Raw genomic sequence first — 20,406 nt, forward strand, 5'->3', positions numbered from 1 at the left:
CCGCGATTCGTCACAACCATCGGGGCGCCACAGAGGTCACACAGGTGTCATTGGAACTTGCGCGGGGAGTGTGCGTTTCGCGCTGTCCGCTTCCTATTCACCGGGGGCCACTTCATGAATTCTCGCCGTGCCCTGGCGCGCCCTGCCCTGGCGGTAGCCGCCGCCCTGATCCCGGCTGCGCTGCTGTCCGCAACGGTCACGACGACCACCGCGTACGCCACGGAGTCGCCGAGCCCGTCGGCCTCGGCGCCGACGTCGAGTGAGTCCGCGTCGCCGTCCCCGTCCGATTCGGCGTCCGCGTCGGCTTCGGCCTCGGCGAGCGCCTCACCGTCGGTGTCCGCCTCCCCGTCCGTGTCCGTGCCGCCTGCCGACGGGGAGCAGGAGTGCCCCAGTGAGCCGGGCAAGGACGACAAGATCCTGCGAACCACCATTTCCGCCAGGACCAACAAGCTGGTCGCGGACAGTGTGTGGCGCGAGATGACGTTCAAGCTGGAGAACCGCTCGGACATCGCGCTCAAGAAGGTGCAGGTCGAGCTGAAGAGGATGGCGCACAATAACGCCCCCGACGGAACGTTGCCGAACGAAGTGCTGGAGTACGTCAATCTCCAGGAGTGGGATGCCAAGTCCCGTACCTGGAAGGGTGTCTGGTGGGACGAGGTGCAGATCGGCGGCTCGTTGCTCGGCTACTACGACGTGGCCCCCCACAAGACGACGAACGTCGCTGTGCGCATCAGGGTCAGCAAAAACATGCCCTACGGACGCTTCCCCGACCTCGAACACGAGAACATCGGGTACGGCTATCTGGAGGCCTCTACCTATGGCATCCCCGAGAACAAGGGTGTGTGTGAATACGGGGACCACTGGGCCTTCACCATCCACAAGCCCGGCACGGACACCGGAGACGGTGGAGCCACCTCCACGCCCACCAGCGGCACCGGCGGCAACACCCCCACTCCCCAGGCCGGCACCACCGCACCGGTCACCCCCGGCCCCACCCCCACCGGCGACCTCGCCCACACCGGCTCCTCCTCCGCGCTCCCGGTGATCGCCGGTGTGGGCGGCGCGGCCGTGGTCCTCGGTGCCGGTGCCGTGTACGTCGTACGGCGCCGCAAGTCCGGCACCGACGCCTCCTGATCCGACCCTGTTACCGGCCCAGGAAGATCGGGTTCGTGAACGCGGCCAACGCCCCGGGCAGAGGTGCGAGTACGGCCTCGTGCCGCACCTCCGCCCGGACGTACGCCGCGTACTGGGCCGTCGTACGCCACTCCACGACCCCCGCGCCCGCCACAGGCAGGACCCCGCTCGTGAACAGGACGCCCTGGTCCGTGACGAAGCGGACCGTGCAGCGCGGGGCGCCGGACACCTCCAGGCGGACGGTCACCGGGGCGTCCTCGGCGACCTTCAACCGGCCCCCGATGTCCGCGTGTTCGCCCTTCGGGCCGGACGCCGTGAAGGTGAGGGCGACCGACCTGGACTCGGCGACGTACGAGCGGCCTGCCCGCAGCCCCTCCTGGATCGCCTCCCGGGTCAGGTCCTCGGCGAGTACCACCGTCTGCGGGACGCCCACCGGGTCGGGGTCGCGGTGGGCGTCGCTGTTGCCCATGGCAGGAATCCACGCCCGCCCGCCCGAGGCACCTTCCCTCGCGGATCTCACGGACGCCACGAGCATGCCGTCCCAGTCGGCGAGCGCCACCTCGTCCTCGGGCGAGTAGGTGCCGTTCCACACCTCCACCGCGTCCGCCTCCGCGAAGCCGAACTTCCAGTTGCAGCCGACGCAGGTGGCGTGCGGGTGGGCCGGGACCACCAGGCCGCCGGCGCGGCGGATCTGGCGCGCGTACTTGCCGAAGCGGTTGTCGCGGGCCCGGTAGCGCCAGTCGACGAACGTGCCCGGATCGGTGCCGAGCGCGACCACGTGACCGTTGCGGGTCGTCACCTCCTCGCCCACCATGATCAGGAGGTCGTCTCCGGCCTCCGAGGCCCAATGGGCGTGCGCTGAATGGGTGTTGTGGTCCGAGCTGTTGATGAAGTCCAGGCCCGCCGCCCGCGCCAGGGCCGCGATCTCGGCCGGGGTGCGGCGCCCGTCCGAGTACCAGGAGTGCAGGTGGCAGTCGCCCCGGTACCAGGCCCGGCCCCGCCCCTTGGCGCGCTCCGGCGGGTAGACCGGGTCGACGGCGTCGCCGGGCTCGCCGTAGGTCAGCGTGATGGTGATCTCGTAGGCCAGGCCCTGCGGGGAGACCGTGTAGGGGCCCAGCGCGATGTGCCAGGTCCCCGCCTTCACCGGGCCGGGGAGGTAGCCGGGCGTGGCGTCGTCCGCGCGGACGAAGAACTCGGTGCGCGCCCCGCCCGACCAGCCCCGGAAGCCCTTGCCGCCCAGGTCGGTGCCACGCTGATCGAAGGCACCGATGTCGAGCGCGTTGCCCGCGGTACCGGCCGGGACGGGCGGGCGGTCGTAGCTGTACGCGACCCTCAACTCCCGTACGCCGTGCGGGATTTCGACGGGCAGATAGACGAAGTCGGGTGAGCCGGTGGGCAGCGTGCCGCTCACGGTCCTGGTCTCCGTCCGGGACGCGGCGGTCCCTGTCGGGGGCTCCGCCCGGTCGGCGTCGCCGTCCGCCGCTTCGGCCGGGGTGCCGTGGGAGAAGGTCACGCTTCCCAACGTAAGCGCGGCGGCGGCTCCCGTCGCGAAGAGAGCGCGTCTGGCCATGCTGTTTCCCGTGCCGGTTCCCGTGCTGGTTCCGTGGTCGTCCTCGCACATGCTGCTGCTCCCAGGGTGTCGGGGTGTGACGTGGGTGATGCAGTGGTGCTCCGCTCACCGTCGTACCCGGGGGTGAACTCCCGTACAAGACAGCAAAATCGCCGCCTTTCGAGCCTGCGGCGCACAGGGGGCGACCCGAGCGGTGGTGAGCGGTGGTGAGTGATGTTCGACCGATGCCGACCGGTCGGTATGGACAGACGAGGAACCGGCCGGTAGAGATATGTCCATGCGCCTAGCCGTCACGATCTTCCTCACCGACGAGACGATCACCCCGACCCGACTCGCCCGTGAGCTGGAACAGCGCGGGTTCGCCGGGCTGTACCTGCCCGAGCACACGCACATCCCGGTCGAGCGGACCAGCCCGTACCCGGCGGGCGGCGACCTGCCGCCCGAGTACGGCCGTACGCTCGACCCCTTCGTCGCGCTCGGGCAGGCTGCCGCCGTCACCGAGCGGCTCGCCCTCGGCACGGGCATCACGCTCGTCGCCCAGCACGACCCGATCGACCTCGCCAAGCAGATCGCGACCCTGGACCACCTCTCCGGCGGACGCTTCACCCTCGGTCTCGGCTACGGCTGGAACGTCGAGGAGGCCGCCGACCACGGCGTGGAGTGGCGTACGCGGCGTGACCTGACCCGGGACCGGATGGCGCTGATGCGCGCCCTGTGGGCGGACGAACCGACCGCTTACGAGGGGGAGTTCGGGAGCGTACGGGCGAGCACCGCGTACCCCAAGCCGGTCCAGAAGGCGCGCGGGCCGGTCGTCGGCCCCCGTACCCTCATCGGCGGCTCGGCCGGGCCGAAACTGTTCGCTCACATCAGCGAGTACGCGGATGGCTGGCTGCCGATCGGCGGGCGCGGCCTGTCTGAGTCGCTGCCCGTGCTGCGGTCGGTGTGGGCGGACGCGGGCCGCGACCCGGCCGCGCTCCAGGTCGTCCCGTACGCCGTCCAGCCGAGCCCGGGGAAGCTCGCCCACTACGCGGAGCTGGGCATCGAGGAGTGCGTGGTGCAGCTGCCGCCGGCCGGCGAGGCCGAGGTGCTGGGCCTGCTGGACGGGTACGCGGAGTACGTGTAGACGCCAGTGCCGCCCTGTGACGTTCGGCACCCAGAACGGACAGGGCGGTCCTGTAATACCTGATCAAACCGATCGTATGCTCGAAGGATGACGACTCCCGAGATTTCCGGAACCGGCCCCACCGAGCGCCCCGGCGCCACCGGCCCGACCGAGAACTCCATGCGTCGCGCCCTCAAACGTGCCCGGGACGGCGTCGCCCTCGACGTCGGTGAGGCGGCGGTGCTGCTCCAGGCCCGTGGTGAGGCCCTCGACGACCTCACCGCGTCCGCGGCCCGCGTCCGGGACGCCGGCCTGGAGGCCGCGGGCCGCCCCGGCGTCATCACGTATTCGAAGAGCGTTTTCATCCCCCTGACCCGCCTCTGCCGGGACAAGTGCCACTACTGCACCTTCGTGACCGTCCCCGGCAAACTCCGCCGGGCCGGACACGGCATGTTCATGTCCCCGGACGAGGTTCTCGACATCGCCCGCCGCGGCGCCGCCGCCGGCTGCAAGGAAGCGCTGATCACCCTCGGCGACAAGCCCGAGGACCGCTGGCCGGAGGCGCGTGAGTGGCTCGACGCGCACGGCTACGACGACACGATCGCGTACGTCCGCGCCATCTCGATCCGCATCCTGGAGGAGACGGGCCTGCTGCCCCACCTCAACCCCGGGGTGATGTCCTGGACCGACTTCCAGCGGCTGAAGCCCGTCGCCCCCAGCATGGGCATGATGCTGGAGACGACGGCCACCCGCCTCTGGTCCGAGCCGGGCGGCCCGCACTACGGCTCCCCGGACAAGGAACCCGCCGTACGGCTACGGGTGTTGGAGGACGCGGGCCGGTCGTCCGTCCCCTTCACCTCGGGCCTTCTGATCGGGATCGGCGAGACGTACGAGGAGCGGGCGGAGTCGTTGTTCGCCCTCCGCAAGGTCTCCCGCGCCTACCACTCCATCCAGGAACTGATCATCCAGAACTTCCGCGCCAAGCCGGACACCGCGATGCGCGGCATGCCGGACGCGGAACTCGACGAACTCATCGCGACGGTGGCCGTGGCCCGCCACATCATGGGCCCGAGCGCCTGCCTCCAGGCCCCGCCCAACCTCGTCGACTCCGAGTACGAGCGGCTGATCGGCGCCGGCATCGACGACTGGGGCGGCGTCTCCCCGCTCACCATCGACCACGTCAACCCGGAACGCCCCTGGCCCCAGATCGAGGAGTTGCGGGGGAAGTCGGCAGCGGTCGGCTTCGAGCTGCGCGAACGCCTCTGTGTCTACCCGGAGTTCGTGCAGCGAGGGGAGCCCTGGCTCGACCCGCGTCTGCTCCCGCACGTACGAGCACTCGCGGACCCGGAGACGGGCCTCGCCCGCGAGGACGCGGTCGTCGAGGGCCACCCGTGGCAGGAGCCGGAGGAGGTGTTCGTGTCGTCCGGCCGCACCGACCTGCACACCACGATCGACACCGACGGCCGTACGTCGGACCGGCGCGAGGACTTCGACGAGGTGTACGGCGACTGGGGCGCCCTGCGCGAGGCGGCGGCGCCCGGGATGGTGCCGGAGCGCATCGACACGGACGTACGCCAGGCGCTGCGCACGGCGGCCGACGACCCGACGAAGCTCACCGACGACGAGGCGCTGGCGCTGTTCCACGCGGACGGTCCCGCCCTGGACGCGCTGTGCCAAGTGGCCGACGACGTACGGAAGTCGGCGGTCGGCGACGACGTCACCTACATCGTCACCCGGAACATCAACTTCACCAACGTCTGCTACACCGGCTGCCGTTTCTGCGCCTTCGCGCAGCGCCGCACGGACGCCGACGCGTACACGCTGTCCCTGGACCAGGTGGCGGACCGCGCCCAACAGGCCTGGGATCTGGGGGCGGTTGAGGTCTGCATGCAGGGCGGTATCCACCCCGACCTGCCGGGCACCGCGTACTTCGACATCGCGAAGGCGGTGAAGGAGCGGGTACCCGGCATGCACGTCCACGCCTTCTCGCCCATGGAGGTCGTCAACGGCGCGACCCGCACCGGGATGTCGATCCGTGAATGGCTGACGGCCGCGAAGGAAGCCGGCCTCGACACGATCCCCGGCACGGCGGCGGAGATCCTCGACGACGAGGTCCGCTGGGTCCTGACGAAGGGCAAGCTGCCGACGGCCACCTGGATCGAGGTGGTGACGACCGCCCACGAGCTGGGCATCCGCTCCTCCTCGACGATGATGTACGGCCACGTCGACCAGCCCCGCCACTGGCTGGGCCACTTCCGCACCCTGGCCCGCATCCAGCAACAGACGGGCGGCTTCACGGAGTTCGTCACCCTGCCCTTCATCCACACCAACGCACCGGTCTACCTCGCGGGCATCGCCCGCCCCGGCCCGACGATGCGCGACAACCGGGCGGTCATCGCCATGGCCCGCCTCCTCCTGCACACCCACATCCCCAACATCCAGACCAGCTGGGTCAAGTTGGGCACGGAGGGCGCGGCGGAGATGCTCCGCTCGGGCGCGAACGACCTGGGCGGCACGCTGATGGAGGAGACGATCTCGCGCATGGCGGGGTCGTCGTACGGCTCCTACAAGTCGGTCAAGGACCTGATCGCGGTGGCGGAGGCCGCCGGGCGGCCCGCGAAGCCCCGGACCACCCTCTACGGGGAGGTCACGGAGGAACGCCAGCAGGCAGCGGCCCTGTCGGACGGGCATCTCCCGGAGCTGCTGCCTGTGCTGGACTGACCTCGAACGACGGCGGTCCCCCTTCTACGGTCGCGTCCCCTACGTTCACCCCTGCACCAGCCCTTTAGGCGACGACCCGACCCCGCAGGATGATCCGGCTCGGCCGGGCCAGCGCGGACGCGTCTCGTGTCGGGTCGGTGTCGTAGGCGACGAGGTCGGCGGGGGCTCCGTCCGCCAGGCCGGGCAGGCCGAGCCAGGAACGGGCCGACCAGGATGCCGCGCCCAGCGCCTCTTCGGCGGGCAGGCCTGCCCGCACGAGCCACCCGACCTCGGAGGCGACGGTGCCGCACGGGAAGCTGTCCGTGCCGGCCAGGACGGTGACACCGGCTTCGTACGCCGCCCGGACGCTGGGCAGCATGCCCTCCCATCCGGCCAGCCACCAGTCCCGGGCGCCGCTCCGCTCGGCGGCCCGCCGCCGCTCGGCACCGGCACCGAAGACGCTCAACGTCGGTACCAGCGCGGTCCCTTGGGCCGCCATCCGGTCGACCAGGCCGGAGTCCAGATGCATCCCGTGCTCCAGGCTGTCGACCCCGGCCAGCACGGCGTTGCGGCAGCCGTCTGCGGTCTGGCAGTGCGCTGCCACCCGGCCGCCGACGGCGTGCACCGCCTCCACGACGGCGGTGAGGGTCTCCAGCGGCAGCGCAGGCGCGTCGTACTTCCAGTCGGCGATGACCTTGCACCAGCCCGAGGACGCCCTGGCCTCCTCGACGGCGGCGTCCACGAGGCCGGCCTCGCTCACGTCCCGCCCGAACCCGGGGAAGAACCGGCCGGGCGTGGCCAGCCAACGCCCCGCCGAGCGAACACGCGGCAGCTTCGGATCCTCGTCCACCCAGGCCGGGATGCGGGCGGCCGACCCCGGCGTGCGCACGAGCAGTACGCCCGCGTCCCGGTGATCGGTCAGGTGCCGACGTAGCGTCTCGTCACTGAACGGGTCCTTTACGCCCTCCGCACCGGGATGGGTGTGCGCATCGACGAGCCCGGGCAGCAACCAGCCGCCGTCCACGACGAGTTCGGCATCCGAACCCGCCCCCGGGACGGGCTCGGTCCACAACCGGCCCCCGTCGATCCAGAAGGTCCGCTGCTCCCGCTCGGGCAGGACGACACCTCGCACCTTGAGCACCACGGTCGACTGCCCCCTCCTGGTCGGTAGCCCACTCAGCAGCCCACCTGAAATCTAGCGTCCTGCTGCTCGCCGCCGTGATTCGATGGGCCGATGGACGGTCAAGCAGGCGAGGCAGGCCAGGAGGCGCTCTACCGCGCGCTCGACGAGACGGTGTCACGGTTGTACGGCGAGGGGCGGTTGGCCGACGCTCTGAAGGTGGTGGAGGACGAGGCTCCCCGGATCCCCTCGCGTCGTGCGGACACCGCACACCTGGCGGCCTGTCTGCTGACGCTCACCGGCCGCGCCGAGGACGCGCTCGCGGAGCTGCGCGCCGCGCTCGCCGACGGCGCCTGGTGGAGTCCCGCGATCCTGGTCGATGACGACGACCTGGCCGCCGTACGTGACCTTGAGGGGTTCGCCCCGCTGTTGCGCGAGTCGACGGCCCGGCATGCGAACGCAACCGGAGTTACTCTTCCTCCCGTCGTACGCCGACCGCCAGGCACCCCCCGAGGTGTCCTGGTCGCCCTGCACGGAGCCGACCAGGACGCCGCCCTGGCCGCGGAACAGTGGGCCGCCGCGGTGGACGCGGGCCTCGTCCTCGTCGCCGTCGACTCCTCCCAGCGATCGACCCCGCGATACCGAAGCTGGCCCGACACCGACCTCGCCGTCCGGGACATCACCGCCTCCCTGGCCGAGTTGGCGGAGGCCGAGAGGGTCCTGCCACTGCTGGCGGCGGGCTTCTCGGCGGGCGCCCGTGTGGCCGTCCTGTGGGCCCTGTCCGACGCGGCGGCACGTCCCTCCGGATTCCTGGCGGTGGCCCCGGCCCTCACTCCGGATCACCTCGACGGGGAGTGGCGCGCGGTGGCCGCGCAGGGTGCGGTGCGGGGCCGGATCCTGGTGGGGGAAGAGGACACCGACGTCACCCCCGAGGTCTACGACGCCCACGCGCTGCTCGCCGACGCCGGGTCGGACGTCACGCTGGAGACGATTCCCGGCCTGGGGCACGACTTCCCCGCCGATTTCGCCCGGGTACTCCCGGCGCTGGTGGAGTCGTTGCTGGGGGTGGCTCGGCCCAGGGGACGTTGAGGCCGAGGGTCGTTGCCATAGCGCGACGCCGCGATTGTCGTAGCGTGCGAAACCGGTCATCCGCCGTGCTCTGCCGTATCCCGATGTGAACGCTGGGATCACCCCGGTCCGGGACGTGTCGGACGGGCGGACGGTCGTCTCCCCGCCGTGCCGCCGGGTGTCGTCCGCGCTGCTCGGAGCCGTGAGACGCGCGGGTCGGAGGGCTGACCGGCGCACGGGCCCGCACGTCGAGAATGGCGCGTTGTGCAGTCACTCCTTTCCTTGTGGGAGCGCTCCCATTGGGACGGCGACGGTCCGGATCGGCGCAGGTAGCCAGCAGGCAGGTCAGGAGGAGACATGACGCACAGCCAGAACCAGCCCGCGAACGGGCGCCAGGGGTCACCGAGTCGCAGGAAGGTCCTGGCGACGATGGGGGCCCTGCCGGTCCTCACCGCCGCGGCTTCGGCCGCCGGTGCTTCGAAAGTCGCGGCGGCTCCGGCGACGGCCGCCGCCACGGTGGTAATCGACCCGTCGGCGCGCCGCCAGACGATCCGGGGCTTCGGAGGCATGAACCACACGGCCTGGATCGGCGACCTCACAACTGCCCAGCGGGACACGGCGTTCGGCACGGGAGAGGGGCGGCTCGGACTGTCGCTGCTGCGGATCCCGGTGCCCGAGGACCGGGCGGCGTGGAGCCGTGACCTGGCGACGGCGAGACGCGCGGCCGAACTCGGGGTGGCCGTCATCGCCTCGCCGTGGAATCCTCCCGCCTCCATGGTCGAGACCTTCGTCCACGGCAGCCAGACCAACGCCCGACGTCTCAGGTACGACATGTACGGCGCCTACGCCCAGCACCTCAACGACTTCACCACCCACCTGCGGAACAACGGAGTGAATCTGTACGCCATATCGGTACAGAACGAGCCCGACTACGCACAGGACTGGACGTGGTGGACCCCTGCGGAAATGGCCCGTTTCCTGCGGGAGAACGCCGGCTCGATCGGCACCAGGGTCATCGCGCCGGAGTCCTTCCAGTACCTGAAGAACATGTCGGACCCGATCCTCAACGACGCGGCGGCACTCGCGAACGTGGACGTGATCGGGGCCCACCTCTACGGAACGCCGTACGCCAACTTCCCCTATCCCCTGTTCAAGCAGAAGGGTGCGGGCAAGGAACTCTGGATGACCGAGGTCTACTACCCCAACAGCAGCGACTCGGCGGACCTCTGGCCCCGCGCGCTCGACGTGGGGGAGCACATCCATCACGCCATGGTGGACGCCGAGTTCCAGGCGTACATCTGGTGGTACATCCGGCGCAGTTACGGTCCGATGCGCGAGGACGGCGGGATCAGCAAGCGCGGCGCCTGCATGGCCCAGTTCGCCAGGTTCGTCCGGCCCGGTCACGTGCGTATCGAGGCGACGGCGAAACCGGTGGCCGACGTCTACGTCTCGGCGTACCGGGGCAGTGGCAGTGGTTCCTCGGTCGTGGTCGTCGCCGTCAACAAGGGGGCCTCCGCGGTGAGTCAGCAGTTCACCCTGGCGAGCGGCACGCTGTCCGGCGTCTCGTCCTGGCTGACCGACGGGAGCAGGAATGTCGCGCCCCAGGGCGCATCCGGCGTGTCGAACGGCTCCTTCACCGCCATGCTGCCGGCTCGCAGCGTGACGACGTTCGTGACGACCTGACCGACTCAACCGACCTGACTGACCTGACCAACCGAGAGGCGGGCAGCGGCAAATGGGGCGGGTGAGCGTCGACGTTTGGCGCTATGTGAGCGACGTGACGTCCAGAAATCGTCCAGCTTTTTCTGTGCCCCGGTCCTAGGGTCGCTTGTTCCTGTTCCTGTTCCACTTTCTGTTCCCGTTTCTGTTCCTGAACCAGAAAGCAGGTCAGTCGCATGGGAAATCCCGACAGACGAATCCGTCGACGGGTGCTGTCCGCAACGGTTTCGGCGATTTCGGCAGTGCTGATCGCCGCGCCGGCCATCGGTTTATCCGGCTCGGCCTCGGCGGCCGTGCCCGCGAAGGGCGTCGCCCCCGCAGTCGCGGTCTCCGCGTACGGCTCCTCCATAGCCTCCGCCCGGGACGCGGACGGGCGGCTGGAGCTGTTCGGAACCAACACTGCCGACAACATCTACAACCGTTCGCAGACCACGATCGGCGGCAGCTGGTCCAACTGGGCCCAGTTGGACGGCGGGTTGCGTTCCGTCGCGGCGGAGACGAACGCCGACGGGCGCGTCGAGCTGTTCGGCGTGAACGGCGCGGGACAGGTGTGGCACCGTTCGCAGGTCACGCCTGGTGGGAGCTGGTCGGCCTGGGTGCAGTTCGACGGTGCGTTGACCTCGATCGCGGCGGCTCGTAACGCGGATGGTCGCCTGCAGGTCTTCGGTTCCAACAGTGCGGGGCAGATCTACACCCGTTCGCAGACGTCGATCGGTGGTTCCTGGTCGGCGTGGGTCCAGCTCGACGGCGGGCTGTCACAGGTCGCGGCGGAGACGAACGCCGACGGCCGGATCGAGCTGTTCGGGGTGAACAGCGCGGGTCAGGTATGGCACCGTTCGCAGGTCACCCCTGGTGGGAGTTGGTCGGCCTGGGTCCAGTTCGACGGTGCTTTGGACTCGATCGCGGCGGCTCGTAACGCGGATGGTCGCCTGCAGGTCTTCGGTTCCAACAGTGCGGGGCAGATCTACACCCGCTCGCAGACGTCGATCGGTGGTTCCTGGTCGGCCTGGGTCCAGCTCGACGGCGGACTGACACAGGTCGCGGCAGAGACCAACGCCAACGGCCGGATCGAGCTGTTCGGCGTCAACAGCGCGGGTCAGGTATGGCATCGCTCCCAGGCCAGCCCTGGTGGCAGCTGGTCGGCCTGGATCCAGTTCGACGGTGCGCTGAGGCCGTAGCTCCTCCGGTCCGGTTACACGCCCGCTCGCACGCGGGGCAGTGCCAAGTCCCAGAGCCGCACTGCCCCGTACGGCGCCAGCAGCACTTCTCCCAACTCACCGAACCGGCCGAGCCCCGCGTTGCACGCGGCGTATGTGGTCGTCAGCGACGTCCGCGGAACTTACTCAACAGGCGCATGGCCTGGCTCCGCCGACGAGGATCGGCTGCGGCCCGCCGCGCCTGCTCGACCGCACGGCGCCCTTGAGGGCTCCGTGCGAACTGCTTGATACGTTCGATCATGCCTGGCATGCGACTCCATCCCTCGATACCGGCCGGCGCCGTCCACAGTTCTGCTACCCGTTACGGGACGGTTCAGCCCTCCCCGACGCAGCCGGGGATGTGCTCTGTCAGGCTGCCGTGACCTGCTGGGCCAGGAGCAGTGCCAGCGGGCCCCCTTGCAGCAGGAAGCGCCCCTCGGCGGCGGCCCGGATCGCGTCAGACATCGGCCACCACGCGAGCTTGAAGTGCCCCTCGCCGAACGCGAGTTCTTGCGGGCCACAGGCGAGACCTTCGGCCAGGTAGAGGTGGATACGGGCAGGGGAGTCCAGCGTGATGGCGTACGAGCCCAGAGGCCGCCAGGTCTGCGCGCTGACGCCGGCTTCCTCGCGCAGCTCGCGCCTCGCGCACTCTTCCGGCGTCTCGCCGGGCTCCCTGCGTCCCCCGGGCAGGAACACGAACTCGCCGCCGTGCTGCGGGAATTCGGCGGTCAGGACGGCGGCCGTGCCGTCCTCGTCCCAGGCCACGATGACGGACGCGTCGCGCATAGCCTCTCGCCGGGATGCGTCGCTCATGGCCGGGGAGCGTAGCGGCCTACTGTGACAGCCAGGCCGCCTTCAGGCGTCCTACCGGTCATAGGTGTACGAGGACATCGGTCGAGCCCCGCACTCCATCCGGGAGTTCTCCCCGAGACCCCGCCCGAAGCGGGCGGGACCCGTCGTTGCCGAACGCGGGGACACTCACCCCCCGTCCAACCTCAGTACCCCACCCGGAACGTGGCGTCCTGCTTCTCCGTCGTCGTCGAGATCGGGTCGATGCGCAGGACGTAGTTCGAGTGGCGTATGTACCGCGTCGGGTTGTTGTACGAGCGGAAGGATGCCCAGGAGCTGTCCGCCAGGCCCGCCGTGCGGTAGAAGGTCGCGTCTCCGGCGAAGGTCGACGTGCCGTCGTTGACGTCGAGTTGGAGGGCGTAGTTGTAGTGCCGGAGGTAGCGGGTGGGGTAGTTGACCGACTGGAAGGAGATGCCGGTGCTGTCCGCCAGGCCCGGGACGAGCTTCCACTCCGAGTCGGTGTACAGGTCGAAGGGGTATTCGTCGATGCGGCCGATGTAGTTGGCGTGGCGGATGTAACGGGCCGGGTAGTTGTACGACTTGAGGCGGTTCCAGGCCGGGGCGCCCCACTTGGTGAGCAGGTTGTTGTACTCGGTCGTCGTGATCGTCGTGACGCCGCAGTGCTTGGAGTTGACCGGCTGCGTGTAGGTCTTCTGGTCCAGCGCGGTCCAGGTGCCGGAGGCCAGGTCGGAGGTCTGCCAGGCGTAGAAGACGCCGTTGGGCGTGTAGGTGTCGCCCCACAGGTACCAGGTGTTCGACGACAGCGACTTGAAGACGGTCGGGGCTTCCGTGCCGCCGTGAGCAACGCCCGCGCTGTACTCGGTGAAGCTGCCCGGGTTGAGGGTCGTCGAGCGGGCGGAGACGAGGGTCTGGTTCTTCTTGAAGAACAGGTAGTTGTAGCCGCCCACCCCGACCGCCATGTCGCCGTCGATCACGTCGTAGCCCGGGTCGAAGAAGACCTGCGGAGCCGACGCCGTGACGAAGTCACTCGTGTAGTTGACCATGATCACGTTGTGGCCGCTGGAGTTGACCGCCGAGTAGATCACCGCGTACTGGCCCCGGCCCGCGTCCCAGAACGCCTCCGGTGCCCAGCTGTGCGTGGTCATGTCGTGGAGTTTCAGGCGCCGGTAGCCGGTGAAGGTGCGCAGGTCGGCCGAGTCCCAGACATGGATGTACTGGCTGTTGTACGACCAGTCCGTGCCCTTGAGGTCGGTGGCGATGGCGACGAACGTGCCGTCCTGCTTGCGCATGAGGAACGGGTCGCGCAGACCGAGGGCGCCCGCGGTGGGGGTGACCACGGGGTTGTTCTGGTTCAGCGGTGTCCAGTTGAGCGAGTCCGGGCTGACGGCCAGGTGGAGGCCGTAGTCGGTGCCCGCGCCGAGGCTCGTCGACTCGGTGAAGTAGCACATCACGTACGCGGAGTCGGCCGCGTGGGCGGTGCCGGCGCCGAGAGTGAGCACGCCGGACGCGGCGAGCGGGGCGGTGGCGGCCATGCCGAGGAAGAGACGGCGGGACGGCTGGGGTCGTGCGCTCATCTGGGTCTCCAAGCGGGTGCGGCTACGGGGGTGTGCGGGTGCTGGTCCGGGAGCGGAGTGAGCGGCTGCGCGTCACGTATGGAACGTATGGGGTGATCGGGGACGTGAAAGTGCAGCCAGGAGGGCGAATTGGTCGAAATTTCGAACTAGGTTCGGAAAGTCGATCAGAAGGTAGATCGCCCCACCCTGCTCGTCAATCACTCTGGCGAGGCTGTGCGGATTCTTTGTGCGCAACCCTCGGTATCCGTCGCGAGTCACCTGGGTGTTGAAGCCGCTTGTCCCTCGTGGAGGTTGTGCCATGTCCACTCGCCCCGTCAGCCGCAGGTCGCTACACAACCTCGTCTACGGCGGACCCGGCGACGACAACATCACCGTGCACGACCGGGGGAGGGCCTGGGGCCAGGACGGCAAGGACATGATCTCCGCCGACGGTGAGGGAAGCCGCGTGGACGGGGGCACGGGCAATGACCTCATCTCCGGGGGCGCGGGCCGGCAGACCCTGACCGGCGGGACCGGCGACGACACGATCCGCGGTGGCACCGGCAACGACCTGATCTACGGCAGCCCGGGCAACGACGTCCTCTACGGCAACAGCGGCAACGACACCATCCAGGGCAACAGCGGCAACGACAAGCTGTACGGCGGTCCCGGCAAGGACGCCCTCAGCGGCGGCCCCGGCCGCAACGTCGTCCACCAGAACTGACACCCTCGCCGCCCGCCGGACGCCCCTCCCCGGTCCTCGACCGTCCAGGGAGGGCATGCGCGTCGGAGTACGATGATCCGACCCCCGGCGGAGTACCCGGCGGCGGGTTCCGTAGCTGAGGAGATGCGTGACCGTGGCTGCCCGACGGCTTCCCTCATCGGTCTGGGTCACCGGTCTGACCTTGGGCGCGATCGCCGCCGTCGCCGTACTGGCGGTCAAGGCCGAGCAAGGTCCGCAGCCCCACGCCACCGCCGCCGCCAGGCCGAACGCCTCCGCGTCGGCGAAGCCCTCCGCCAAGCCCAGCCGGCCCGTCGAGGCGGCCGTGCCGGACGGGTCGGGGACCGGGCGTCGGGTCGTCTACTCGCTCGGGCTGAAGCGGGTCTGGCTCATCGACGCGAGCGAGCAGACCCGCCGTACGTTCGCGGTGTGGCCGGGATCGGTGAGCCCCGACCCCGGGAAGTACACGGTGGGGCAGCGGGTCGAGGCCCGGACCGGCTCCGACGGCGTCGCGATCGAGCACGTCATGTTCTTCGCCACCGGATCCGGGCTCTCGATCGCCTTCTCCAACGCCGTCGACGGCGCCTCACCGCAGCCCGCGTCCGGCGTCCAGACAGGCGGCATCCGCATGTCCAAGGCGGACGGCACCGCCCTCTGGGCCTTCGGGGACACGGGCACCGAGGTGACGGTCGTCAAGTAGTCGGCTTGACGGTTGTCAGACGGTCGTCAGACAACCGCGCCGGTCCCTACGACTCCTCGGCCGCCGCTCGGGGCGCTGTCGCCGGCAGGTGCAGCACCAGTAGCACCACCCCGCTCAGCAGGAACACCCGCGTCGCCGCGTCCAGGCCGTTCCAGTCGTCCGACTGCCACATGGCGAACCACTCGCCGCCGATCGCGATGAAACCGGCGCCGAACAGCAGCATCAGCATCAGCAGGCCGTACGTCGAGACGCTCCGCGCCCGTTCGACGTCGCGGCGCACCCACAGCCACGTACCGGCGACGAGGACGAACGCGGCGAGTGTCTCCCACGCGATGATCGCCACGTACGCCGCGTCCGCCAGGCCCTTCGACGTGATGGCCCGCCACATCAGGTCGTCGTCCTTGAACGTGGTGTCCATCGCGAGGACATGGCGCACGAACTGCTGGTTCGAACCGAAGTCGGTGATGTTGCCGAGCGCCACGAGGGCGATGTAGAGCGCGACCGTCGCCGTCAACAGGGTCGCGGCGAGGGTGAGTGCGGTATGTGTGGGGGGAGTGGTACGCGTGGGGTGGGGGGTACCTGTTGTGGTCATGAGGCAACTCTATGGATCGGCCAGGGCGCCGTCTCCACGTCCCCTCCTCGGTTGACCTCCCGTTCACTGTCGGGGAGTTGGGGAGTTGGGTCAGACTGATGGATGCAGCACTGATGCAGCAGTGATGGAGCACTGATGCGGCAGAAGGTTCGCCACGACACCGCCACGACGCAGGGAGACGTACGGATGGCTCAGTCCCCGCTGCCGTCGATGCGGCAGCTGATCCAGCAGCGCACACGCGCCGGTTTCGTCGGCCGCAGTGCCGAACGGGCCGCGTTCCGGGCCAACTTCGACCTGCCGCCCGACGACGAACGCCACCACTTCCGCTTCCATGTGCACGGCAACGCCGGCGTCGGGAAGACCTTCCTCGTACGGGAGTTGGAGCAGCAGGCCAAGGAACGCGGCGCGCTCACCGCCTACGTCGACGAGGGCGCCGGCAGTGTTCCGGAGGCACTGGCAGTGATGTGCCGTCAGTTCGCCGCGCAGGGACGGCGGTTCAAGGAACTGGAGCGGCTCCTCGCGGCCCATCGTGAGCGGCGGCACGAGGCCGAGTCCGCCGTCGCGAGCCTCGAACCGCAGCCCGAGAATCCCTCGGCCGGCAGTCTGACGGCCGCCCGGATCGGGCTCGTCGGTGCCGGACTCATCCCCGTCGTCGGACCGTTCGCCGGCGCACTCGACGCCGACCGGATCGCCCAGGGCGCCGACCGGGTACGGGCCGGGATCGCCGCCCGGCTGCGCAACCAGGACGACGTACAGCTCGTCCTCGCGCCCGAGCGCGTCCTCACCCCGGTACTGCTCGCCGAGCTGGACGGCATCTGCGCGGCCGTGCCCTGGATCGTCCTGTTCCTCGACACCTACGAGCGCACCAGCCCGTTCCTCGACGGCTGGCTGCACGACATCATGACCACCGACCGCTACGGCGACCTCTCCTTCCCCGCGAACCTCGTCCTCGTCACCGCAGGCCAGCGGCCCTTCGACACCGGACGTTGGGGAGGCTTCGCCGACTTCGTCACCGAGGTGCCCCTCGGGCCGTTCACAGAGGCCGAGGCGCGCGGACTGCTCGCCGACAGGGGGGTGACGGACGGGCCGGTCGTCGAGGAGGTGCTGCGGCTCACCGGCGGGCTGCGGTGCTGGTGTCGACCCTCGCCGCGGCCCAGCCCACCGACCCGGACGACATCGGCGACCCGAGCGCGACCGCCGTCGAACGGTTCCTGAAGTGGGAGTCCGACCTCTCGCGCCGGGCCGCCGCCCTCGCCTGCGCGCTGCCCCGGCGTCTGGACGCGGACATCTTCCGGGCCGCTCTCACCGCCCCGGACCAGGCGCGGGACGAGGCCGAACTCGACGTGCTGTTCGCGTGGTTGAGGGAGTTGCCCTTTGTCAGCGACCGGGGTGACAGGGTCCAGTACCACGACGTCGTCCGCGACCCGATGCTCCGTCTCCAGCGCCGCCGCTCCCCGCGCCGCTGGGCCGAGCAGCACACCTGGCTGGCCGACACGTTCGCCGGCTGGCGCGCCGAGGTCGAAGGCCCGCTCTCCGCAGACGAGTTGTGGGCGACGGAGGAGTGGCGGGAGCTACGGTTCGCGGAGTCGTACCACCTGCTGTGCGCGTCCCCCCGTACCGCGCTGCCCCTCGTCCTGCGGGACGTCGTCGACGCCTGCGACCACGGAGAGGTGGTCGCCCGGCGCCTGGCGCGAGTACTGGTGGAGGCCGGAGACGACAACGAGGCGTTGAAGGTGCGGAGTTGGGGACACGACCTCCTCGAAGCGCTCGCGGACAGCGGAGAACGCGGAGAACGCGGAGAACGCGGAGAAGGCGGCGGAGGCGGCGGAAGGGAGAACGAGACCGGCGGAGTGCTCGGCGCGCTCGCGCTGCTGCTGGGCCGGGCCGGGCTCGACGCGCGGGGGCAGGCCGTGGCACGCATGCTGCGCGGGCGCGAACTGCGGCTGAGCGGGGCGTACGAGAGGGCCCTCGGCGAGTACGAACAGGCCCTCGCCCTCGATCCGGAGCTGGAGCGCGCCTACTACGGCCGGGGCGTCACCCGCGCCGAACAGCGTGACTACGCCGCCGCCATCACCGACCTCGACCGCGCCGACGAACTCGCCCCCGACACGGCCCGCGTCCTGTTCGTACGCGGCGACTACCACCGCATCCTCGGCCACCACGAGGAAGCGGTCCGTGACCTGGACCGGGCCGTCGCCCTCGGCCCCGACCTGGCCGGCGCCTGGGCCTCCCGTGGTGTCACCCGGCACGGCACCGGCGACATCGAACAGGCCCTCGCCGACCTCGACCGGGCCCTCGAACTGGACCCCGAGCACGTGTGGGCGCTGGTCCGGCGGGCCAGGGTGCACCGCTCGCGCGAGGAGCACGACCGTCAGTTCGCCGACCTGGACCGGGCGGTGGCCCTCGGCCCCGAGCTGGCCTGGGTCTCGTGCCAGCGCGGCGACGCGCTCCGGGTCGCCGGCCGCGACACCGAGGCCCTCGCCGACTACGACCGGGCCCTCGAACTCGACCCCGCCTACGCGTCGGCGTACGCCAGCCGGGGCGTCTCCCGCAGCCGACTCGGCCGCCACGAGGGGGGGTTGGCCGACCTCGACAGGGCGCTGGCGCTGCATCCGGCGTATCCCTGGGCGCTGGTGCAGCGCTCGGTGGTGCACCGGAAGACCGACGAGTACGAGGCGTCGTACGAAGACGCCGACAGGGCCGTCGAGTTGGAGCCGGAGAGCGCGTGGGCGCTGTGGAACCGTGGCGAGGCGCTGCGCTGTCTGGGCCGGTTCGAGGAGGCGCGCGTGGACCTGGACCGGGCGCTCTCACTGTTCCCGGGCAGTGTGTGGGCGGTCGGCTGCCGAGGCGCCGTACTCCACGAACTACGGCTGTACGGCGAGGCGTTGGACGATCTGGACCGGGCGGTCACGCTCGACCCGGACGGGGCCTGGCATCTGATGCGCCGGATCATGACCCTGCTGGCGGTGGGCCGCCCCGAGGACGCCCGTACCGACCTCGACCGATATCTCGTGATCGGCGACGACCTGGCCTGGGCGCACCACACCCTCGCGCAGATCCACCTCCTGGACGGGCGCACCGAGGACGCGGCGGCGGCGCTCGCGGAGGCCGCGCGGCTCGGGCTCGTGGAGCCGGCCGGCCTGGAGGAACTGGCCCGTACCCAGCGCAGGGCGGGGGAGTGGCGCGCCGCCCGGGAGACGGCGGACCGGATGCGTGCCCTGCACGAGGCCGGCGGCGTCTTCTGTCTCGCCCTCGCGGTCGCCGGGGAACGGGGCCAGGACGCCGCCCGTCCGGTCTGGCGCGAGGCGTACCGACTGGCCTCCGGCTGGGAGCTGGCCGAGGGCGCCTCCGGCTTCCTGCACGCGGTGATCGCGGCGGGTCTCGGCGACTGGGCGGACCTGGACGAGCATCTCGCCGGCCTGCTCACGGGACCGCGGGAGTGGGTGGACGTGGCGTGGCTGGCCGACCTGCTGGACGAGCTGGCACTTGCGCCGGGCGGTTCGCCGGAGGAGGCGGAGCGGCTCGCCGTACGGCTGGCGCGGGTGCGGGAGGCGCGGGAGGCGATCAGCGGGCGGTACGCGCGGTGACGTAGGCGGGAGGCGTGCGAGGCGGGCGAGGCGGGCGAGGCGGGCGAGGCGCGTGAACCCGTGCGGGAGGTGTGAGGGGTGTGTGGGGAGGGCGTAAGGCTCCCGATTGGTGACCAGCTGGGACCACTCATGCCCAGTCGGGCCAGATTCCGCATACCAATCCGGGCCCTGAGCAGACCGTTCCCGGTCGATTACAGTGCTGAGCTGTCAATCGTTCGAACGGTGCTGTGAGGGAGGTCCGAGGTGGGCGTGATGACATCCGGTGGAGTGACCGGTGCCGCGTCCGGCGCCATCTGGGGCCGCTCCGAACAGCAGGACTTCCGCAGCCGGGTCCGCGGCACCCTGCTCGGCGCGGCTCTCGGCGACGCCCTGGGCGCCCCGCTCGACGGACTCACCCTCGACTCCATCCACGAGGCGTACGGTGCGGAGGGCCTCACCGACCTGGCCTTCGCGTACGGCAGACGCGGTGCGATCACCGACATCACCCAGCTCACCCTCTTCACCCTGGACGGCCTGATCCGTGCCCAGGTGCGCCGCGACACCGGCGCCTGGCACCCGCCGACCGACCTGCACCGCGCCTACCGCCGCTGGGCGGCCACCCAGAGCGACTGGGGGCCCGACGAGCGGCGCAAGGAGGACGGCTGGCTGGCCCGCGAGGAGTGGCTGTACGCCCGCCGCGACCCGGCCCTCGCCTGTCTGCTCGGCCTCGGCGACGAGACGATGGGCACCCTGGACGCGCCCAAGAACCCCGGTGAGGGGGGCGTGGAGGCGGCGGCCCGTTCGGGCCCGTTCGGGCTCCTGGTCGGCTGGGAGCCGCAGCTCGTGATGCAGCTG

Annotated in this window: 16 protein-coding genes; 11 read left to right on the plus strand and 5 right to left on the minus strand. The window is 70.6% G+C overall.

All coding sequences use genetic code 11. The annotated features are described in order from the left end of the window. The first annotated feature begins 114 nt into the window (after window positions 1-114). The gene (locus STRTUCAR8_RS52980) at window positions 115-1,134 is read left to right on the plus strand and encodes an LAETG motif-containing sortase-dependent surface protein (RefSeq protein WP_006381818.1); all 1,020 of its coding nucleotides are present in this window, start codon (window positions 115-117) and stop codon (window positions 1,132-1,134) included. Window positions 1,135-1,144: 10 nt separating this feature from the next. Here the strand turns inward: STRTUCAR8_RS52980 and STRTUCAR8_RS38825 are convergent, their stop codons facing one another. Further along, window positions 1,145-2,755, minus strand: coding sequence for a CehA/McbA family metallohydrolase (locus tag STRTUCAR8_RS38825; RefSeq protein WP_044473625.1), 1,611 nt, complete (start codon window positions 2,753-2,755; stop codon window positions 1,145-1,147). Window positions 2,756-2,981: 226 nt separating this feature from the next. Here STRTUCAR8_RS38825 and STRTUCAR8_RS38830 point away from each other — a divergent pair, with 226 nt between their 5' ends. Together STRTUCAR8_RS38830 and STRTUCAR8_RS38835 are read left to right on the plus strand one after the other, a co-directional pair. Next, window positions 2,982-3,827: a TIGR03619 family F420-dependent LLM class oxidoreductase gene (locus tag STRTUCAR8_RS38830; protein WP_044473634.1), complete on the plus strand. Its 846-nt coding sequence runs from the start codon at window positions 2,982-2,984 to the stop codon at window positions 3,825-3,827. A gap of 87 nt (window positions 3,828-3,914) precedes the next feature. After that, a complete protein-coding gene (locus STRTUCAR8_RS38835; RefSeq protein ID WP_006381807.1) occupies window positions 3,915-6,527 on the plus strand; it encodes a bifunctional FO biosynthesis protein CofGH in 2,613 nt (870 codons plus the stop codon). A gap of 64 nt (window positions 6,528-6,591) precedes the next feature. Here the strand turns inward: STRTUCAR8_RS38835 and STRTUCAR8_RS38840 are convergent, their stop codons facing one another. Further along, a complete protein-coding gene (locus tag STRTUCAR8_RS38840; protein WP_006381844.1) occupies window positions 6,592-7,650 on the minus strand; it encodes an amidohydrolase family protein in 1,059 nt (352 codons plus the stop codon). A gap of 90 nt (window positions 7,651-7,740) precedes the next feature. On the opposite strand from STRTUCAR8_RS38840, the gene STRTUCAR8_RS38845 reads away from it, so the two are divergent. From STRTUCAR8_RS38845 to STRTUCAR8_RS38855, 3 genes are all read left to right on the plus strand, one after another. After that, complete coding sequence (locus STRTUCAR8_RS38845) at window positions 7,741-8,715, plus strand: alpha/beta hydrolase (RefSeq protein ID WP_006381817.1); 975 nt, start codon at window positions 7,741-7,743, stop codon at window positions 8,713-8,715. Between the two features lie 336 nt (window positions 8,716-9,051). After that, window positions 9,052-10,377 (plus strand): glucuronoarabinoxylan endo-1,4-beta-xylanase XynC, encoded by a 1,326-nt coding sequence (xynC, locus tag STRTUCAR8_RS38850; RefSeq protein ID WP_006381841.1) that lies wholly within the window; start codon window positions 9,052-9,054, stop codon window positions 10,375-10,377. 278 nt (window positions 10,378-10,655) lie between these two features. Further along, window positions 10,656-11,591: a PLL family lectin gene (locus STRTUCAR8_RS38855; protein ID WP_234372535.1), complete on the plus strand. Its 936-nt coding sequence runs from the start codon at window positions 10,656-10,658 to the stop codon at window positions 11,589-11,591. A gap of 387 nt (window positions 11,592-11,978) precedes the next feature. On the opposite strand, the gene STRTUCAR8_RS38860 is transcribed toward STRTUCAR8_RS38855, so the two are convergent. Beyond that, entirely contained in the window at window positions 11,979-12,422 is a 444-nt protein-coding gene (locus STRTUCAR8_RS38860) for an NUDIX hydrolase (protein ID WP_044473627.1), read from the minus strand. A 182-nt stretch (window positions 12,423-12,604) separates the two neighbouring features. After that, on the minus strand, window positions 12,605-13,993 hold the full coding sequence (locus STRTUCAR8_RS38865; RefSeq protein ID WP_044473628.1) for a glycoside hydrolase family 43 protein: 1,389 nt from the start codon (window positions 13,991-13,993) through the stop codon (window positions 12,605-12,607). A gap of 298 nt (window positions 13,994-14,291) precedes the next feature. Here STRTUCAR8_RS38865 and STRTUCAR8_RS38870 point away from each other — a divergent pair, with 298 nt between their 5' ends. Then, window positions 14,292-14,696, plus strand: a complete 405-nt coding sequence (locus STRTUCAR8_RS38870; RefSeq protein WP_006381839.1) for a calcium-binding protein — start codon at window positions 14,292-14,294, stop codon at window positions 14,694-14,696. Between the two features lie 127 nt (window positions 14,697-14,823). Next, window positions 14,824-15,393 (plus strand): L,D-transpeptidase, encoded by a 570-nt coding sequence (locus tag STRTUCAR8_RS38875; protein ID WP_006381833.1) that lies wholly within the window; start codon window positions 14,824-14,826, stop codon window positions 15,391-15,393. A 46-nt stretch (window positions 15,394-15,439) separates the two neighbouring features. On the opposite strand, the gene STRTUCAR8_RS38880 is transcribed toward STRTUCAR8_RS38875, so the two are convergent. Then, window positions 15,440-15,985 carry a DUF2165 domain-containing protein gene (locus STRTUCAR8_RS38880; RefSeq protein WP_006381821.1) on the minus strand — a complete coding sequence of 182 codons (546 nt, stop codon included), beginning with the start codon at window positions 15,983-15,985 and terminating at the stop codon, window positions 15,440-15,442. Window positions 15,986-16,120: 135 nt separating this feature from the next. Between STRTUCAR8_RS38880 and STRTUCAR8_RS55470 the strand changes: the two genes are divergently transcribed. From STRTUCAR8_RS55470 to STRTUCAR8_RS38890, 3 genes are all read left to right on the plus strand, one after another. Next, entirely contained in the window at window positions 16,121-17,200 is a 1,080-nt protein-coding gene (locus STRTUCAR8_RS55470) for an ATP-binding protein (protein WP_006381830.1), read from the plus strand. After that, window positions 17,119-19,572, plus strand: coding sequence for a tetratricopeptide repeat protein (locus tag STRTUCAR8_RS55475; RefSeq protein ID WP_319354896.1), 2,454 nt, complete (start codon window positions 17,119-17,121; stop codon window positions 19,570-19,572). The genes STRTUCAR8_RS55470 and STRTUCAR8_RS55475 overlap by 82 nt, the downstream gene beginning before the upstream one ends. Before the next feature lie 252 nt (window positions 19,573-19,824). Then, on the plus strand, window positions 19,825-20,406 hold a 582-nt coding region (locus STRTUCAR8_RS38890; RefSeq protein ID WP_044473636.1), incomplete at its 3' end, for an ADP-ribosylglycohydrolase family protein.

The organism is Streptomyces turgidiscabies Car8 (assembly GCF_000331005.1).
In the GTDB taxonomy this organism is placed as follows: Bacteria; Actinomycetota; Actinomycetes; order Streptomycetales; family Streptomycetaceae; genus Streptomyces; species Streptomyces turgidiscabies.

Bases quoted from the DNA above. Each gene is read 5' to 3' on its own strand.
- STRTUCAR8_RS52980 (WP_006381818.1), top strand. From the start codon at position 115: ATGAATTCTCGCCGTGCCCTGGCGCGCCCTGCCCTGGCGGTAGCCGCC.
- xynC (WP_006381841.1), top strand. From the start codon at position 9,052: ATGACGCACAGCCAGAACCAGCCCGCGAACGGGCGCCAGGGGTCACCG.
- STRTUCAR8_RS38865 (WP_044473628.1), bottom strand. From the start codon at position 13,993: ATGAGCGCACGACCCCAGCCGTCCCGCCGTCTCTTCCTCGGCATGGCC.
- STRTUCAR8_RS38870 (WP_006381839.1), top strand. From the start codon at position 14,292: ATGTCCACTCGCCCCGTCAGCCGCAGGTCGCTACACAACCTCGTCTAC.
- STRTUCAR8_RS38825 (WP_044473625.1), bottom strand. From the start codon at position 2,755: ATGTGCGAGGACGACCACGGAACCAGCACGGGAACCGGCACGGGAAAC.
- STRTUCAR8_RS38880 (WP_006381821.1), bottom strand. From the start codon at position 15,985: ATGACCACAACAGGTACCCCCCACCCCACGCGTACCACTCCCCCCACA.
- STRTUCAR8_RS55470 (WP_006381830.1), top strand. From the start codon at position 16,121: ATGCGGCAGAAGGTTCGCCACGACACCGCCACGACGCAGGGAGACGTA.
- STRTUCAR8_RS38860 (WP_044473627.1), bottom strand. From the start codon at position 12,422: ATGAGCGACGCATCCCGGCGAGAGGCTATGCGCGACGCGTCCGTCATC.
- STRTUCAR8_RS38835 (WP_006381807.1), top strand. From the start codon at position 3,915: ATGACGACTCCCGAGATTTCCGGAACCGGCCCCACCGAGCGCCCCGGC.
- STRTUCAR8_RS38830 (WP_044473634.1), top strand. From the start codon at position 2,982: ATGCGCCTAGCCGTCACGATCTTCCTCACCGACGAGACGATCACCCCG.
- STRTUCAR8_RS38845 (WP_006381817.1), top strand. From the start codon at position 7,741: ATGGACGGTCAAGCAGGCGAGGCAGGCCAGGAGGCGCTCTACCGCGCG.